Raw genomic sequence first — 16,422 nt, 5'->3', positions numbered from 1 at the left:
GGTTATTTAGCCGGCACGGGCACCCTTTGCCCGAAATCGATGATTGGCCAGCAGGCCATTCACCCGGGGCTGAGTGCTGTATTCAGTTTCGCGGACTCGCTCGCCTTGAAAATGTGCATGTAGCAGAGTGGTAGGAACAACAATGACAAGTACCAATGTTTCGATTGAAGATGTACCGATCAACAACTTCCACCAGTTGCTGACCTTGCGTTCCGGTGGCGGTTCGTTCGTCGACGGCTATGTATTGAGCATCATTGGCGTGGCCATGGTGCAGATGTCTGCAGGCCTCAGCCTGACCAGTTTCTGGCAGGGCATGATTGCCGCCTCGGCGCTGATCGGCATTTTCTTCGGTGGCTTCTTCGGCGGTTGGCTGACTGACCGCTTTGGCCGCAAACGCGTGTTTTTCGTCGGCCCGACCTTGTTCATCCTGGCCTCGGTGGCGCAGTTCTGGGTGGAATCGGCGCTGGCCCTGTTCCTGCTGCGCTTTGCCATCGGCATTGCGGTGGGTATCGAATACCCGGTCGCCACCTCGCTGCTGGTGGAGTTCCTGCCCAAGAAAAACCGTGGCCCACGCCTGGCCACCCTGACCGTGCTGTGGTTCGCCGGTGCTGCCACTGCCTACCTGGCGGGTGAGGCGATTTTGCGCCACGGCGGCGACGATGCCTGGCGCCTGGTATTGGCCAGTGCCGCCGTGATCGGTGCGCTGCTGTTCGCAATTCGCCTGGGCACCCCGGAATCACCGCGCTGGTTGATCAGCAAAGGCCGTTCGGCCGAAGCCGAACAGGTGATCAAGCGCGTGTACGGCAACGGTTTTTCACTGAAAAACCTGCCGGAGGAGCCCAAGACCCACAAGCTGTCGTTCCTCAGCCTGCTGCACTCCGGCTACGGCAAGCGCATGCTGTTCGTCACCATGTTCTGGACCTGCTCGGTGATCCCGGTGTTCGCCGTCTACGCGTTCGCCCCCCGGGTGCTGGGCGCACTCAACCTGAAGGGTGACTGGGCATCGATCGGTTCGATCGCCATCACGTTCCTGTTCGTGGTCGGCTGCATCATCGGCACCCGCCTGCTGAACACCATCGGCCGCCGCACCACGTTGCTGCACAGCTTCTTCTGGTCAGGGCTGGCGCTGCTGGGCCTGGGTGCCTTCAGCAACGGTAACGAGATGCTCATCCTGGCCCTGTTCGGCGCCTATGCGCTGTTCATCGGTGGCGCCCAGGTGTTGCAGCTGGTGTACCCCAACGAACTGTTCCCGACCGAGATCCGCGCTGGCGCGGTGGGTGTGGGCACCTCGATGTCGCGCATCGGCGCTGCCGTCGGCACCTGGCTGGTGCCCATCGCGCTCGACAGCTACGGCATCGGCGCAACCATGTATGCCGCCGCCGTGGTCACCTTCGTCGGCCTGGCCTTCTCGCTCGCCCTGGCACCGGAAACCCGTTCGCTGAACCTGCAACAAGCGGCTTCGCTGGGCTGAACCCTTACAACCTGCCGCAGCGTCCTTGCGCTGCGGCTTTTACGACACTGAGCAACGCACTGGAGAACCTACCGTGAAATTCGAAGGCATCTACACCCCGGCAATCACTCCGCTGGCTGCGGACGGCTCGATCGACAAGGCGGCGTTCGCCGAAGTCCTCGAATATCTGGTCGACTCGAAAATCCACGGCGTGATCATCGGTGGCTCCACCGGCGAGTACTACGCCCACACCACCCAAGAGCGCATCGAGCTGGCCGCCCAGGCCAAGGACGTGCTCAACGGCCGCCTGCCGCTGATCGTCGGCACCGGTGGCATCCGCACCGAAGACGCCGTGGCCTTCGCCCAGCACGCCAAGGAAATCAAGGCTGACGCCCTGCTGGTGGGCACCCCGCCATACGCGCTGCCGACCCAGCAGGAAATCGCCCTGCACGTCAAAGCTGTCGACGCCGCCGCCGGCCTGCCGATCATGCTCTACAACTACCCGGGCCGCATGAGCGTGAGCATGGGCGAGGAGTTCTTCGATGCCGTTGCCGATGTGAAAAACATCGTCGCCATCAAGGAAAGCTCCGGTGACATGGCCCAGCTGCACCGCCTGGCCATCCACCGCCCGAACATCCAGCTGTCGTGCGGCTGGGACGACCAGGCCCTGGAATTCTTCGCCTGGGGCGCCCAGAGCTGGGTCTGCGCCGGCTCCAACTTCATCCCGCGCGAGCACGTGGCCCTGTACGAGGCCTGCGTGATCGAGAAGGACTTCGCCAAAGGCCGCAAGATCATGGCTGCCATGATGCCGCTGATGGACTTCCTCGAAGGTGGCAAGTTTGTCCAGGCGATCAAGAACGGTGTAGCCCTGAACGGCCTGAAGACCGGCGGCGTGCGCAAGCCGCTGTACGACCTGAATGAGGCCGAGAAGCAAGAACTCAAGCGCGTGGTCACCGAACTCAAGGCCACCATCGCACAGATCAAATAAGGAGCCGGGACCATGGCTGATTTGCTGAGCAAGGAACAATACGCGGCCATTGCCGCCGAACTGCAGCTGCGCACCCAGGCGTTCATCGACGGTGAATTCCGCGACGCCATTTCGGGCCGCACCTTCGTCACCACCAACCCGGCTACCGGCAAGCAGCTGGCAGAAGTCGCCGCCTGTGACGTGCAGGATGTCGACGTTGCCGTGGCTGCCGCCAAGCGCGTGTTCGAGGAAGGCACCTGGTCGAAGATGCAGCCGAACGACCGCAAGCACGTGCTGCAGAAGTTCGCCCAGCTGCTGGAAGACAACGCCCACGAGCTGGCGGTGCTGGAAGCGCTGGACAGCGGCAAGCCGGTCAGCGAGTGCCAGAACGTCGACGTGCCGGAAACCATCCACACCATTCGCTGGCACGCCGAGCTGATCGACAAGATCTACGACGCCACTGCCCCGACCGGCAACGCTGCCGTGACCATGGTGGTGCGTGAAGCCATCGGCGTGGTCGGCCTGGTGCTGCCGTGGAACTTCCCGCTGCTGATGCTGGCCTGGAAAATCGCCCCGTCGCTGGCCGCCGGTTGCTCGATCGTGGTCAAGCCCGCCAAGGAAACCACCCTCAGCGCCCTGCGCGTGGCCGAGCTGGCCCATGAGGCTGGCATCCCGGCCGGTGTGTTCAACCTGGTGCCTGGCGGTGGCCGTGAAGTGGGCGAAGCCATTGGCCGCCACATGGACATCCCGATGGTCAGCTTCACCGGCTCCACCGATACCGGCCGCCTTTTCCTGATGTACGCTGCCGAGTCCAACCTCAAGCGCATCGTTCTGGAGCTGGGTGGCAAGAACCCGGCCGTGGTCATGAACGACTGCGAAGACCTGAACGAAGTGGCCGAATTTGTCACTGCCGGTGCGTTCTGGAACATGGGCGAAAACTGCTCTGCATCGTCGCGCCTGATCGTCCACAAGGACGTCAAGGACGAGCTGCTGAGCCTGATCGGCAAGCACCTGAAGGACTGGAAGCTGGGCGACCCGCTCGACCCGGACAACCGCCTGGGCGCCATGGTCAGCAAGTCGCACTTCGAGAAGGTCAAGTCGTACCTGGAATACGCGGCCGAGCACAAGCTTGACGTCGTTCAAGGTGGCGAAGCGGAACAGGGCGTGTTCATTCAGCCGACCATCGTCGACAACGTTGGCCGTGACAACAAGCTGTTCATCGAGGAAATCTTTGGCCCGGTGCTGAGCGTGACCAGCTTCGAGACCATCGACGAGGCGATCGAACTGGCCAACGATACCGTCTACGGCCTGGCTGCCTCGGCCTACACCGGCAGCCTGCGCAATGCGCTGCGCCTGTCGCGTGAAATCCGCGCGGGCGTGGTCACGGTCAACTGCTTCGGCGAAGGTGATGTCACCACGCCGTTCGGTGGCTACAAAGAGTCTGGTTTCGGTGGGCGCGACAAGTCGATCTGGGCCCACGACCAGTACACGGAGCTGAAGACCATCTGGATCAACGCTTCGTGATCCGAGCAAGACCGGTGCTGTTCTGACGGAGCTCAGCACCTGGCCGCTTTTGTGGTGGCTGTGCGGGCCTCATCGCCGGCAAGCCAGCTTTCACAGGTACCCGCAGTCTTCACGGCCTGCGCACTTCCTGTGGGAGCTGGCTTGCCGGCGATGAGGCCGGTACAGGCACTGCAAGTGCGGCCTTTTTCCTTACTTGAACTTGGGCCCCGAACGGGTATTCAACCCCTTGGCCAAACGGTCATACAGCACCACATTCACCGTCGCCGCCAGGTTCATGCAACCTTCGGTCGGGATATAGATGGTCTCTTCACACCACGCCCGCACATCCTCGCTCAACGAACCATCCTCCGGCCCGAAGATATAGATGGCCCGGTCCGGGTGAGTGTATTCGGGCAGCGGCCGCGCGCCCTCCACCAGCTCTACCGCTACCGGTGTGCACCCCAGCGGGATGATGCGCTGCAGGTCGTCGATGCCGATCAGGGGAATGTCGTAGTGCACGCGCTTGGTGTCGGTGACGAAGTCACGGGCGCGTTCGTAGCGTTTGCCGGTATAGAACACCGAATTGACGCCATAGCAGCCGGCGGCGCGCATCACCGAGCCGACGTTTTCGGCAGACTTGGGGTTGAACAGGCCGATGCAGCTGTATCGTTTGTTTGCCACGTACCGGGGCCCTTCGCGAAAAAAGCGCGATTATACGGGCTGCCCGGTAGCAGCGGGGGGCGAATCGATGGTCAGTCTTTCTTCATCATCCCGGCCAGCGCGGCAAACGGGTTGTGGGTGGCCTTGGCAATGCTCGGGGTGCTGAGCGAGCCATCGCTGAAGTACTGCTGGTCGGTGTAGCGCGAGTGCTCGTTGTCATGGCAGTACAGGCACAGCAGCTCCCAGTTGGAGCCGTCCTGCGGGTTGTTGTCGTGGTTGTGGTCACGGTGGTGCACGGTCAGCTCGCTCAGGCGCTTGCCGGCGAATTCACGGGCACAGCGGCCGCAGACGTGCGGATACATTCTCAGGGCCTTGTCGCGGTAGCCCATTTCCTTGTCGCGCTTGGCATCGGCCAGGATGCGGTCCAGGCGCGCGGTGGCGGCGGCGGAAGAGGTGGCGCTCATGGTGTTTCCTTTGTTCTGATCAGGCAGATGACGGTTATGGCATTGAGTCTAGCGCGCTTGCCGGGCAGGCGGACAGGCGAAAGCTTCGATTTAGGCGTAGCCTGTAGGAAGGTTCCCGACAGGAGGTTGCTGATGTTTCACGCGATCCTCGCCGCGCTGGTTGTGGCTGGCCTGCCCTTGGCTGAAGCCGCCAGTACACCCCCCCGGCTGACCACGCCGGTGCCGGGTGCACCGGGTACGCCAACGCCCACGCCTTACCCGCAGATAACCCCGAGCACACCGCCCAAGGCCTATGACAGCCAGCCGGGGGCACCGTTGTTGCCACCGATGCCGGTGCCCGGGCCGCCGAAGGACCAGCCATTGCCGGGGATCCGGCCAGAGCCTGCGAAGCCGGCGGTGGATGATGATTAGGGCTGTACGACTTTAGTTTTTTGGCGCCTGTGAGATCGAGCGCCGCCCGCGCGGCGCTCGGTCTCACAGGCGCAGAAACCTATCGGCGAACCCTTCAAGCCTCACACCACACCCAGCTCGCCAAACACGAACGCATACTCCAGGGCCACATCCTTCAACCCCTGATACCGCCCGCTCATTCCGCCATGCCCGGCGCCCATCTCGGTCTTGAGCAGCAGCAGGTTGCTGTCGGTCTTGCGCGTGCGTAGCCGTGCCACCCACTTGGCCGCTTCCCAGTACTGCACGCGGCTGTCGTTGTAACCCGCCACCACCAGCATCGCCGGGTAGGCCTGCGCCATCACGTTTTCATAGGGGGCGTAGGCCTTGATTCGCTCGTACACCTGCGGCTCTTGAGGGTTGCCCCATTCGTCGTACTCGGTCACGGTCAGCGGCAGCTCGGGGTCGAGCATGGTGTTGAGCACGTCGACGAACGGTACTTCGGCAATCGCACAACGGAACAGCTCGGGACGCAGGTTCAGCACCGCGCCGATCAGCAGGCCCCCGGCGCTGCCGCCACTGATGGCCAGGCGTTCGGCAGCGGTCACGCCTTCGGCGATCAGGTGCTCGGCGCAGGCAATGAAGTCGCTGAAGGTGTTGTGCTTGTGCTCCTGCTTGCCAGCGCGGTACCACGCCTCGCCCAGTTCGCCGCCGCCGCGCACATGGGCGATGGCAAAGGCCACGCCGCGTTCCAGCAGGCTCAGGCGGGCATGCGAGAACCACGGGTCCAGGCTCTCGCCGTAGGCACCGTAGCCATACAGGTAAAGCGGCACGGTCTGGCCAAGGTCCTGGCGGCGGCGCACCAGGCTGATCGGCACCTGGGTACCGTCCGCCGCAGTGGCCCACACGCGCTCGCTGACATAGTCATCGGCATCGAATGCACCTAGCACCGGGGTTTGCTTGAGCACAGCCTGCTCGCCGCTGGCGAGTTCCAGCTGGCGTACCTGCGCCGGGCGGTTGAGTGCCTCGTAGCGCAGGCGGATGCGCGTGCTGGCGAACTCCAGGCTGTCCTGCACGTACAGGCTGTAGGCGGCGTCTGGTAGCTCGACGCGGTAGGCCGGCAGGCCCTGCGGGCGCACGTCGATGATCGGCAGGCCGCCCTCGCGCAGGCTCAGGGTCAGGGCGCCGGCATTCAGGCTGAGGCCTTCGAGCATGATCGCGTCGCGGTGCGGCACCAACACCTGCCATTGCTCACGGCGTGGTACCGGCGAGACCTGGGCGTGGTACAAGGCGAAGTTGATGCCGTCCTGGTTGGTGCGGATGAACCAGCGCCACTCGCCATCGAGCTGGCCGTGGTCGGGGAAGTATTCGTGGCCTTCGACCCGCGGCGCCAGGCAGGTGAACGGCGCCTGCGCGGTTTCGGCGTCCAGCACCCAGGCCTCGCTGGTGGTCTTGCTGTTCAGCAGCAAGACCAGCTGGCGTTCGGAGCTGGTGCGGTAGCAGTGCAGGAAGAAGCGCCCGTCAGGCTCTTCGAACACGGTTTGGGCGTTGTCGCTGCCCAGCGTGTGGCGACGCAGGCGCCAGGGCCGGTGGGTGTCGTCCAGCTCGGCGAAAAACAGTGTCTGGCTGTCGTTGGCCCAGGTCAGGCTGCCGTCGCAGTCGTCGAAGGGCAGGGTGGTGACGCTGCCGCTGGCCAGGTCCTTGACGTACAGGGTGTAGATTTCATCGCCACTGGTGTCGAGGCTGTAGGCCAGCAGGCGATGGTCGGGGCTGACATTGAACGCGCCCAGCGACAGGAAGCCGCCGTTGGCCAGGGCATTGGGGTCGAGCAGCAGTTGCTCGCGGCTTTCATCGACGGTGTTCGAATCGTCGGCCGGGCGCGGGCAGCGGTAGTGGCGCGGGTACTCGTCACCCGCGGTGGTGCGGGTGTAGTACAGGTAGGGGCCCCACGGTGCCGGCAGCGACAGGTCGGTTTCGAGGATGCGGCCTTTGATTTCTTCGAACAATTGCTCGCGCAAGGGCGCCTGCTCGGCCAGGCAGGCCTCCTGGTAGGCGTTTTCGGCCTGCAGGTAGGCGAGCACCTCGGGCGTGTCGCGCTGTTGCAGCCAGGCATAGGGGTCGGCGGCCTGGGCCTGGTGGGCGATTGGGGGTTGGGGCTTGGTTGGCATTGAGGATCTCTTGATTGGGGTTGCCTGTGCCGGCCGCTTCGCTGCGGTACAGGCAAACACTGTGTGCGCCCGGAAAAGTGTTTATCATAGGCATCTCTTTGCCTGGCTTGCACGAACACCATGACCGAGAACGACTACACCCTCGCCTGGGGCCTCTATGCTGTCGCCGCCCTGGGCTGCCTGCTGGTTGGCTTCAAGCTCACCGGCTGGATGTGGCGCTGGCTGCGCGAACCGCTGCGGGTGGTACTGGCCGTGCTGCTGCTGACCCCGACCATCGTCGACCCGGTGAAGGAAAGCTTCGCCCCGGCCATCGCCATCACTGCTTTGGATGTCGCCTTCAAGGTTGGCAACAACGCCTGGCGCGCCGTTTCCGACTTCGCCATGTACGGTTTGATCGCGTTCGGCCTGTATCTGCTTTTCGTATTGCTGCGCTGGCCGCTGGAAAAGCGCGCCCGCGAGCGCCGCGCCCAGGCCGAAGCCGCCGCCCAGCGCGAGGTGGCCGAGGATGACCAGCTCGGCACCCAGGCCCCGCTGGCCGCCGAGCGCCACGACCGTTACCGTGACAACCCGCCCCCAGCCGCCCCGCGCGGCGGTGGCCGGGTCGAGCCCCGTCTGTAAGCGGAGACACGCCATGTGCGAACTGCTGGGCATGAGTGCCAACGTCCCGACCGACATCGTCTTCAGTTTCACCGGGCTGATGCAGCGCGGTGGCCGTACCGGTCCGCACCGTGACGGCTGGGGCATCGGCTTCTACGAAGGCCGTGGCCTGCGCCTGTTCCAGGACCCGGCGGCGAGCAGCGAGTCGGAAGTGGCCAACCTGGTGCAGCGTTACCCGATAAAAAGCCAAGTGGTCATCGGCCATATCCGCCAGGCCAACGTCGGCAAGGTCTGCCTGTCCAACACCCACCCCTTCGTGCGGGAAATGTGGGGCCGCAACTGGTGCTTCGCGCACAACGGCCAGTTGGGCGACTTCAAGGGCGAGGTCAGCTTCTACCGGCCGGTGGGCGACACCGACAGCGAAGCTGCCTTCTGCGACCTGCTCAACCGCATCCGCAGCGCCTTCCCCGAACCCGTACCGGTGGAACAGTTGCTGCCGGTGCTGGTCGAAGCCTGTGCCGGCTACCGTGGCCGGGGCGTGTTCAACTGCATGCTCAGCGATGGCGACTGGCTGTTCTGCTTCTGCTCGACCAAGCTGGTGCACATCACCCGACGTGCACCGTTTGGCGCAGCGCGGTTGAAGGATGTCGACCTGATCGTCGATTTCCATACCGAAACCACCCCCAATGACGTGGTCACGGTGATCGCCACCGAGGCCCTGACCGAGAACGAGACCTGGCAGCGCTACGAGCCGGGTCAATGGGCCTTGTGGCGGCACGGCGAGTGCACAGCGCACGGCCAGAGCTAAGGACGCTGCATGTTCAGAAGTTACCTGCGGTTGCTGCTGTTCACCTTCGGCCTGCTGGCCGGTATCCAGGTCCCGGGGTTGGTCAAGGACTACAGCCAGCGCGTCGAAGCGCACCTGTTCGAGTCGCGCGAAGCGCTGGATGGCTTCCGCCAGACCGCCGAACGCTTCTTCGACGGCGACCTGCAGGCGCTGCTGCGGCATTACCGCAGCAGCGACGACCCGGTGTTCAACAGTGATGCCAACAGCATCGAAAGCCTGATGATCCGCAACGAACTGCTGGAAAACGAATGGCAGGCGCTGCAAGGGCCCTGGGCACAGCGGACCTGGCATGTGCTGGTGCAGGCCGACCCGCAGTTGCGTGAAGAAACGCTCAATAGCTACAGCTACCAGATTCTGCTGGTGCCCGAGGCGGTGGGCTGGGGGATTGGTGCAGGGTTTGTTCTGGCGTTCCTGGTCGAGAGCCTGTTGCTTGGGATTGGCTGGCTGATCCTCGGCGGGCGGCGTGGGGCGGTCAAAGAGAGCTGGCGCTGACGTTCGCCTTGAGCAATACAGTGCTTGGGATATCGAGCGCCGCCCGCGCGGCGCATCGCGGATAAATCCGCTCCTTGTATGTTGTGTCTGACCCTGACGAGAGAGGTTATTCTGGTCAGGTTCGAGAAGCACTTCCGGGGAGACCGATCGCTCCTGAAGGCAGGCTTGCCCTGACCTTGTATGTAGAGAGGTCCCCCGCCTCATTGCCCACTACGAAGAGTATCGAGAAGCCGACTAGTCGGACTTCGCATTACAAGGTTGCAGCGGCATGAATTTCGAGGTCGGGGAACCGGAGGCCATTGTTACCTAACTCACATGCGGTGGGAAGAATGAGTGTCTGTGTTGGCGTGGATATCGGTTCGCGTACTTCGATTGCTGGGGTGCGTAAAGATGGGCGCCCTGTCGGGCAATGGGACATCGCCCAGACACCCGCTGGCCGCAAGGCAGCGGTGAAAAAACTGCAGGCCCTCAAACCCAAGACGATCGTGATGGAGGCCACGGGGATCTATTATTTGGACCTCGCGCTTGAGCTGCATGCGGCCGACCTTCCTGTTTCAGTCATCAACCCCAAAAGTTTCCATAACTTCGTCAAGCTCATGCTGGTCAACAGCAAGACTGATGCAATAGATGCTCAGTTGCTAGCCGAGTACGGCGAGCGTATGACGCCGCGCTTGTGGACACCGCCAAGCCCTGTACAGCTTGAGCTCAGGGCCCTCGGTCGGCACATCAATCGGCTGGTAGGACACCGCACCAGGGCGAAAAATGAGCTGCATGCACTGCAGGCGACCGCTACGACCATTTCTATTTTGATCGAGGATCAGGAGGAGGCGATTGCCACCCTGGACACTCGCATTGAGCGCTTTCGTAAAGCAGGACGCGAACTGATCGCCCAATGTCCAACCCTCACCCAGCAATACAAGCAACTACTCGCAGGCCCCGGAATAGGAGAAGTTACGGCACTTGCAGCTTTGGCTGAATTGACCACACTGCCTGAACTGCTCAAGTCCTCTCAGGTAGCACGCCATGCGGGGCTGGATGTTCGACAGACACAATCTGGAACAAGCATCGACAAGCCAGGCCGGCTCGGTAAGAGTGGGAATGCGTATCTACGCGCAGCCATGTATATGCCAGCGTTGACTGCGGTGCGCTGTGACCCTTATGCAAAGGCCTTTTACGAGTCGCTGATCGGTAGAGGCAAGAAAAAAATGCAAGCTATCGCCGCTGTCATGCGCAAATACCTGACAGGTATCTGGGCATGCATGCGCGGGGATGTGCCATTTGATACGGCCAAGCTTTTCAGCTCTGAACACCTCAGAAAAGCTTGACCGCCAACAGAGTATCTACATTTGTTGCAACGTGCCTAACCTGTTGCGCCATGGTCGCCTGCTTTGGCGCATGACATGAACTCGGGACACATTTGCAAACCATATCGTCCGAGCACCAATTGCAGGCAATTCTAGGCTGAAACGTGAATAGACAATTCATGGATGACCGTCATGCTCAGCCCGAAAGGCTGCCTGCTGCGCCGCCGTAGGTGCTCAGAACCGGGCAGGCTCTGTGCTCACTACAGTCACTCAGAACCGCCACCCGTTGTTCGACAATTTCCAGCGCGCACGCATCGTGATTCGCCATCTGCGCATGGCAGAGCAGGAGAACAGCTGCCATTCACTGGCCTGGGTTGTCATGCCTGACCATGTACATTGGCTGATCGAGCTGAAAGAAATAACTCTGAGCACACTGATGCGTCGCTTCAAAGCGAGGTCAAGCCACTGCTTGCGAAAGTCTGGAGCCCTCACGGTCCCCGTCTGGCAAGCCGGTTATCACGACCGCGCTCTGCGCAGGGAAGAAGATGCAGTCAAGGCCGCCAGGTACATCATTGCCAACCCATTAAGAGCAGGATTGGTGACCAGAATCGGTGACTATCCCCATTGGGATGCGATCTGGATCTGATCCCAAAGACTGACAACCATGGCCTGACAGGTGCGGCACGTTGCAACAAATGTAGGGGCGGATTCATCCGCGATGCGCCGCGCGGGCGGCGCTCGATCTCACAGGCGCGGAAAACCTAGCGGCGAACAGCTACGAAGCCAACACAATCCGTCGCCCCCCCACATCCCGCGCATACCGCTCCAGCACCTGCCGGCAGACCCCGACCACCTCATCCACCAGCGCCACCCCGGTTTGCCAGGCCACCACCAGCTCCAGGCTCGGCGGGGGTTGCAGCCCCGTCAGTAACACCAGCTCACCCCGGCCCAGCTCACCGTCCACCAGCGCCGGCGGCAGCGCACCAATGCCAAACCCGTCGCGCAGCAGCCGCGTAATCGCCGCTACGGAATTCACGCAGTTCAGTCGCGGCGCCTCGGCTCCCGCGCCCTGCAGCAGGCTCAGCACCTCCTGGTGCGGCCGAGAGTTCTTCGAGAAGGTGATGATGCGCTCACGGCCAAGCTCGGCCAGCGATGCATAGTCGCGGTGCTGGTGCGAACCGGCCGCCACCACCCAGCCCATCGGGTAACGTGCCAGGTCCAGGCTGCGGATCGACTGCTCGCGCAGCAGGTCGGTCTGCAGGATCACATCGAGAAAGCCCTTTTGCAGCTGCTCGCGCAGGTTCAGCGCAGTGTCGGCCACCAGTTCGATCTCCACCTGCGGGTAGCGCTCGGTCAGCTCGGCCACCAGCGCGCTCATCCAGGTGTGGATCACCGTGTCCATCACCCCGATGCGGATGCGTCCAAGCTTGGCCCGGTCACTGTCCAGCGACTGCTTCATGGCTTTGGCGGTTTCCAGCATGCGCTCGGCATATTCCAGCACCTTGCCGCCCTCCGGGGTCAGGCTGACGCCGCGGGAATCGCGCAGCAGCAGCTTCACGCCCAGGTCAGCCTCCAGCGCGGCGATGCGGCTGGACACCGAGGCCTGGGTGGTGAACAGCTTTTCTGCGGTCAGGCGGAAGCTCTTGAGCCGGGCGACCCAGACGAAGGTTTCGAGGAAGCGAAGGTTCATGATCAGTTTTTCTTGTTCCAGACCGGCGGTTTTTCTCGTTGGACGCAGGCGACACGGCCTCTGAACAATGACGCCCAGGCCGCGACCCTCAAGTCGCCTATAAAACAATACCAACAAGCCGAGGCAAGCATGAACCCCACCGGCGTGCAGCAGCAGGTCAGTTCCCCCTCTTCGTCCGGGCCATTCGCCTGGTATCGCGATATCGACTCACAACAACGGCGCACCTTCTGGAGCTGCAAGATCGGCTATGGCCTGGACGGCATGGACACGCAGATGCTCAGCTTCGTCATCCCCACGCTGATCATGCTGTGGGGCATCACCACCACCGAGGCCGGGTTGATCCACACCAGCACGCTGATCGCCTCGGCCGTGGGTGGCTGGGTGGCAGGCATTCTTTCCGACCGTATCGGCCGGGTGCGTACCCTGCAGTTGACGGTACTGTGGTTCGCCTTTTTCACCTTCCTTTGCGGCTTTGCGCAAAACTACGAACAATTGCTGATCGCCCGTACCCTGATGGGTTTCGGCTTTGGCGGTGAGTGGACCGCCGGTGCGGTGCTGATCGGCGAAGTCATCCGTGCCCAGGACCGCGGCAAGGCGGTCGGGATGGTGCAGTCCGGCTGGGCGCTTGGCTGGGGCCTTACCGCCATCCTCTATGCGCTGCTGTTCTCCTGGCTGCCGGCCGAGCAGGCCTGGCGTGCACTGTTCCTGCTGGGATTGGTGCCGGCGATCTTCGTCATCTTCGTTCGCCGGCTGGTCAAAGACCCGGAGGTGTACCGCGAGGCCAAGGCGGTGGAAAACGCCGAGGCACCTTCGCACTTCTACGAAATTTTCGCCCCCGGCATGCTGTGGACCACCGTGCGTGCGTCGCTGCTGACCACCGGCGCGCTGGGCGGCTACTACGCCATCACCTCGTGGCTGCCTACCTTCCTCAAGAACGAGCGCGGCCTGAGCGTGCTGGGCACGGGCGGCTACCTGGCCATGGTGATCGTCGGCTCGTACATCGGCTATGTGGTCAGCGCTTATCTGTCCGACCTGCTGGGGCGCAAGAAGAATTTCATCCTGTTTGCCGTGGGCTCGTTCGTCATCGTGCTGCTGTACACGCAGATGGCAGTCAGCGATGGGGTCATGCTGTGGCTGGGTTTCCCGCTGGGCTTCTTCGCCTCGGGGATCTTCAGCGGCATGGGGGCGTTCCTGACTGAACTGTTCCCCACCCGCATTCGCGGTTCGGGGCAGGGCTTCTGCTACAACATCGGCAAGGTCATCGCGGCACTGTTCCCGCTGATGATCGGCATGCTGGGCCAGAAAGTCCCGTTGGGCCTGGGCATTGGCGTGTTCTCGGCCGTGTCCTACGGCGTGGTGATCGTGGCCGCGCTGAGCTTGCCGGAAACACGCGGCAAACAGCTGCAGGCGCGGTAAGGTAGGCATATGGACAACAAAAACAACGGAGGCCGCGCGGTGGAACGCCTGCTACTCAATTGCGACATGGGCGAGAGTTTCGGCAGCTGGCGCATGGGCCTGGATGCCGAAGTGATGCCTTACATCGATTGCGCCAACATCGCCTGCGGCTACCACGCCGGCGACCCAGGCATCATGCGCCGCACCGTCGCCCTGGCGCTGGAGCATGGGGTGCGCATCGGTGCGCACCCGGCCTACCCGGACCTGGCCGGTTTCGGCCGCCGCTCCATGGCCTGCGGCAACGAGGAAATCCGCGACATGCTGCACTATCAGATCGGCGCCCTGGACGGCATCTGCAAGGTGCTGGGCGGCCGCGTAGCCTATGTGAAACCCCATGGCGCGTTGTACAACGACATGATGGCCGACCCGCTCAAGCTGCGTACCGTGCTGGAGGCCGTGGCGGCCTACGACAGCACCTTGCCGCTGATGCTCATGGCCACGGCCGACAACCGCGCGGCCCAGGCCTTGGGCGACGAGATCGGCGTGCCACTGTGGTTCGAGGCCTTCGCCGACCGCGCCTACACCGCCAGTGGTCACCTGCGGTCGCGGCGCCTGCCTGGTGCTGTACACCACGACCCGGCGCTTGTGGTGGAGCAGGCCGTGCGCCTGGCCCGGGGCGACACGCTGGTGGCGGACGACGGCAGTGCACTGAAGCTGGTGGCCAGCACCCTGTGCGTGCATGGCGACAACGACAGTTCGGTGGCGGCTGTGCGGCAGATTCGCCTGGCCCTCGATGCACTGGAGCCACGATGAACCCACGCGTTGAAGTAGTGGCCTTCGATAGCCTGATGGTGCGCCTGTTCGAGCGTATCGACGAGGCCAACATGCCCTGGATGCTTGCCGCCAGCCAACGCTTGAGCGTGGCGTTCGGTGAACATTTGCTGGATCTGGTGCCGTCCTATACCACGCTGATGGTGCAATTCGACCTGCCGCCGGGCGAGGCGAGGGCATTGATCAAGCAAGCGCTGGACGGTTTGCGGCCAGACGCCGGCAGTGGCGGTCGCCGTCACGAAATCCCAGTGTGGTACCACGCCAGTGTCGGCCCTGAGCTTCCCGTGCTGGCAGCCCGCAGCGGCCTGAGCGAAGCCGAGGTGATCCGCTTGCACGGCGAGCGCGATTATCCGGTGTTCGCCCTGGGCTTCGCCCCGGGTTTCGGCTTCATGGGCCTGGTCGACGAACGCCTGGCCAGCCCGCGCCTGAGCACCCCACGCAAGCGAGTGGCGGCGGGCAGTGTCGGCATTGCCGAACGCCAGACAGCAGCCTATCCGGCGGTGTCGCCAGGCGGCTGGAACCTGATCGGGCGCACGCCCGTGCGCCTTTTCGACCGCGAACGTGAGGGCTACAGCCTGCTGCAGCCGGGGGACCGGGTGCGCTTTGTGGCGGTATCGAAGGCCGATTTCGTCGCCTTGGGCGGCGATGTGGAGGCGCAGGCATGAAGCAGTTGAGGATCGAAACCAGCACCGCGTTGTGCCAGTTGCAGGACGCCGGGCGCTTTGGCGTGCGCCACCTGGGCGTGACCCAGGGCGGGGCGCTGGACTGGGTGGCGATGCACTGGGCCAACTGGCTGCTCGGCAACCCGTTGGGAGCACCGGTGGTCGAGGTGACGCTGGGTGGTTTCTGCGTGGTGGCCGAACAGGATTGCGTGCTGGCGCTGGCCGGTGCCGATCTGGATGCACGGGTCGAAGAGCAGCCGATCGCACCCTGGCGCAGCTTTGCCTTGGCCAAGGGGCAGCGGTTGACCCTGAAACAGCCGAAACGGGGTGTGCGTGCGTACCTGGCGGCGCCTGGCGGGTTCCAGGGCGAGGCGGTGCTGGGCAGTTGTGCCACCGTTGTGCGGGAGCAGCTGGGCGGGGTTGATGGTCAAGGTTCGGCGCTTGGCGAAGGCCAGGTGCTGGCGTTCGCAGATGCCGCGGTCAGCCTGCGCGAGGTGCCTGAGGCGCTGCGCCCGCGTCATCAGCCCAAGCCTGTGCTCGACCTGGTGATGGGCGCGCAGATCGGCGATTTCAGCGGTACCAGCCTGTTCGAAGCGTTCAACCGCGAGTGGACGCTGGACAGCCGCGCCGACCGCATGGGCATTCGCTTGCTGGGGCCGCAGTTGGTCTACCAAGGGGCGCCGATGATTTCCGAAGGCATTCCGCTGGGGGCGGTGCAGGTGCCGCCGGATGGGCAGCCGATCGTGTTGCTCAATGACCGGCAGACCATCGGCGGCTACCCGCGGCTGGGGGCGTTGACGCCGCTGGCGCTGGCGCAACTGGCGCAGTGCATGCCGGGGGCTTCTGTGCGGTTCAGGGCGGTGGTGCAGGACGAGGCCTGGCGGGAGCAGCAGCTTTATCTGGGGCGTTGGGTGTAAGGCTGCTGGCCTGTTTGCGGGCTCCTAGAGGGGTTACATAGGGAGCGGCGCATCCCTCCCTTTTTACGTTTTTTAAAGGCAGTACCTG

General features: G+C 63.4%; 16 protein-coding genes and 1 pseudogene. 13 read left to right on the top strand and 4 right to left on the bottom strand.

Annotated features, from left to right (window positions below):
- The first annotated feature begins 142 nt into the window (after positions 1 to 142).
- The 3 genes from AC5O5R_RS20740 (at position 143) to AC5O5R_RS20730 (ending at position 3,941) form a co-directional block, all read left to right on the top strand.
- Positions 143 to 1,471, top strand: a complete 1,329-nt coding sequence (locus tag AC5O5R_RS20740) for an MFS transporter (RefSeq protein ID WP_494511526.1) — start codon at positions 143 to 145, stop codon at positions 1,469 to 1,471.
- 73 nt (positions 1,472 to 1,544) lie between these two features.
- Positions 1,545 to 2,438, top strand: a complete 894-nt coding sequence (locus AC5O5R_RS20735; RefSeq protein ID WP_494511525.1) for a dihydrodipicolinate synthase family protein — start codon at positions 1,545 to 1,547, stop codon at positions 2,436 to 2,438.
- 12 nt (positions 2,439 to 2,450) lie between these two features.
- Positions 2,451 to 3,941: an aldehyde dehydrogenase gene (locus tag AC5O5R_RS20730; RefSeq protein WP_172286567.1), complete on the top strand. Its 1,491-nt coding sequence runs from the start codon at positions 2,451 to 2,453 to the stop codon at positions 3,939 to 3,941.
- 189 nt (positions 3,942 to 4,130) lie between these two features.
- On the opposite strand, the gene AC5O5R_RS20725 is transcribed toward AC5O5R_RS20730, so the two are convergent.
- Both AC5O5R_RS20725 and AC5O5R_RS20720 read right to left on the bottom strand, forming a co-directional pair.
- Entirely contained in the window at positions 4,131 to 4,601 is a 471-nt protein-coding gene (locus AC5O5R_RS20725; RefSeq protein WP_172229342.1) for an RNA methyltransferase, read from the bottom strand.
- Positions 4,602 to 4,672: 71 nt separating this feature from the next.
- Entirely contained in the window at positions 4,673 to 5,044 is a 372-nt protein-coding gene (locus AC5O5R_RS20720; protein ID WP_172229340.1) for a YajD family HNH nuclease, read from the bottom strand.
- A gap of 132 nt (positions 5,045 to 5,176) precedes the next feature.
- On the opposite strand from AC5O5R_RS20720, the gene AC5O5R_RS20715 reads away from it, so the two are divergent.
- Positions 5,177 to 5,455, top strand: coding sequence for a hypothetical protein (locus AC5O5R_RS20715; RefSeq protein ID WP_494514723.1), 279 nt, complete (start codon positions 5,177 to 5,179; stop codon positions 5,453 to 5,455).
- 101 nt (positions 5,456 to 5,556) lie between these two features.
- Here AC5O5R_RS20715 and AC5O5R_RS20710 read toward each other — a convergent pair whose 3' ends face one another.
- Positions 5,557 to 7,599, bottom strand: coding sequence for a S9 family peptidase (locus AC5O5R_RS20710; protein WP_494514722.1), 2,043 nt, complete (start codon positions 7,597 to 7,599; stop codon positions 5,557 to 5,559).
- 120 nt (positions 7,600 to 7,719) lie between these two features.
- Between AC5O5R_RS20710 and AC5O5R_RS20705 the strand changes: the two genes are divergently transcribed.
- From AC5O5R_RS20705 to AC5O5R_RS20685, 5 genes and pseudogenes are all read left to right on the top strand, one after another.
- Complete coding sequence (locus tag AC5O5R_RS20705; RefSeq protein WP_172229334.1) at positions 7,720 to 8,217, top strand: MFS transporter; 498 nt, start codon at positions 7,720 to 7,722, stop codon at positions 8,215 to 8,217.
- Between the two features lie 13 nt (positions 8,218 to 8,230).
- Positions 8,231 to 9,004, top strand: a complete 774-nt coding sequence (locus AC5O5R_RS20700) for a class II glutamine amidotransferase (RefSeq protein WP_172229332.1) — start codon at positions 8,231 to 8,233, stop codon at positions 9,002 to 9,004.
- Between the two features lie 9 nt (positions 9,005 to 9,013).
- On the top strand, positions 9,014 to 9,535 hold the full coding sequence (locus tag AC5O5R_RS20695) for a DUF2937 family protein (protein ID WP_494514721.1): 522 nt from the start codon (positions 9,014 to 9,016) through the stop codon (positions 9,533 to 9,535).
- Between the two features lie 329 nt (positions 9,536 to 9,864).
- Positions 9,865 to 10,860, top strand: a complete 996-nt coding sequence (locus AC5O5R_RS20690; RefSeq protein ID WP_494514720.1) for an IS110 family RNA-guided transposase — start codon at positions 9,865 to 9,867, stop codon at positions 10,858 to 10,860.
- 171 nt (positions 10,861 to 11,031) lie between these two features.
- A pseudogene (locus tag AC5O5R_RS20685) lies at positions 11,032 to 11,485 on the top strand (REP-associated tyrosine transposase).
- 129 nt (positions 11,486 to 11,614) lie between these two features.
- On the opposite strand, the gene AC5O5R_RS20680 reads toward AC5O5R_RS20685, so the two are convergent.
- Positions 11,615 to 12,529: a LysR family transcriptional regulator gene (locus tag AC5O5R_RS20680; protein ID WP_172229328.1), complete on the bottom strand. Its 915-nt coding sequence runs from the start codon at positions 12,527 to 12,529 to the stop codon at positions 11,615 to 11,617.
- A 129-nt stretch (positions 12,530 to 12,658) separates the two neighbouring features.
- Here AC5O5R_RS20680 and AC5O5R_RS20675 point away from each other — a divergent pair, with 129 nt between their 5' ends.
- Genes AC5O5R_RS20675 through AC5O5R_RS20660 form a run of 4 tightly spaced genes read left to right on the top strand, consistent with a single transcriptional unit; the run spans position 12,659 to position 16,334 of the window.
- On the top strand, positions 12,659 to 13,945 hold the full coding sequence (locus AC5O5R_RS20675; protein ID WP_172285691.1) for an MFS transporter: 1,287 nt from the start codon (positions 12,659 to 12,661) through the stop codon (positions 13,943 to 13,945).
- Positions 13,946 to 13,954: 9 nt separating this feature from the next.
- Positions 13,955 to 14,737 (top strand): 5-oxoprolinase subunit PxpA, encoded by a 783-nt coding sequence (locus AC5O5R_RS20670; RefSeq protein ID WP_494514719.1) that lies wholly within the window; start codon positions 13,955 to 13,957, stop codon positions 14,735 to 14,737.
- The gene (pxpB, locus tag AC5O5R_RS20665; protein ID WP_494511518.1) at positions 14,734 to 15,420 is read left to right on the top strand and encodes a 5-oxoprolinase subunit PxpB; all 687 of its coding nucleotides are present in this window, start codon (positions 14,734 to 14,736) and stop codon (positions 15,418 to 15,420) included. The genes AC5O5R_RS20670 and pxpB overlap by 4 nt, the downstream gene beginning before the upstream one ends.
- Complete coding sequence (locus AC5O5R_RS20660; protein WP_172285695.1) at positions 15,417 to 16,334, top strand: 5-oxoprolinase subunit C family protein; 918 nt, start codon at positions 15,417 to 15,419, stop codon at positions 16,332 to 16,334. The genes pxpB and AC5O5R_RS20660 overlap by 4 nt, the downstream gene beginning before the upstream one ends.
- The last annotated feature ends 88 nt before the right edge of the window (positions 16,335 to 16,422 follow it).

Source organism: Pseudomonas sp. 8_5_2 (assembly GCF_059295255.1).
This window is presented reverse-complemented; position numbering and strand designations above follow the sequence as displayed.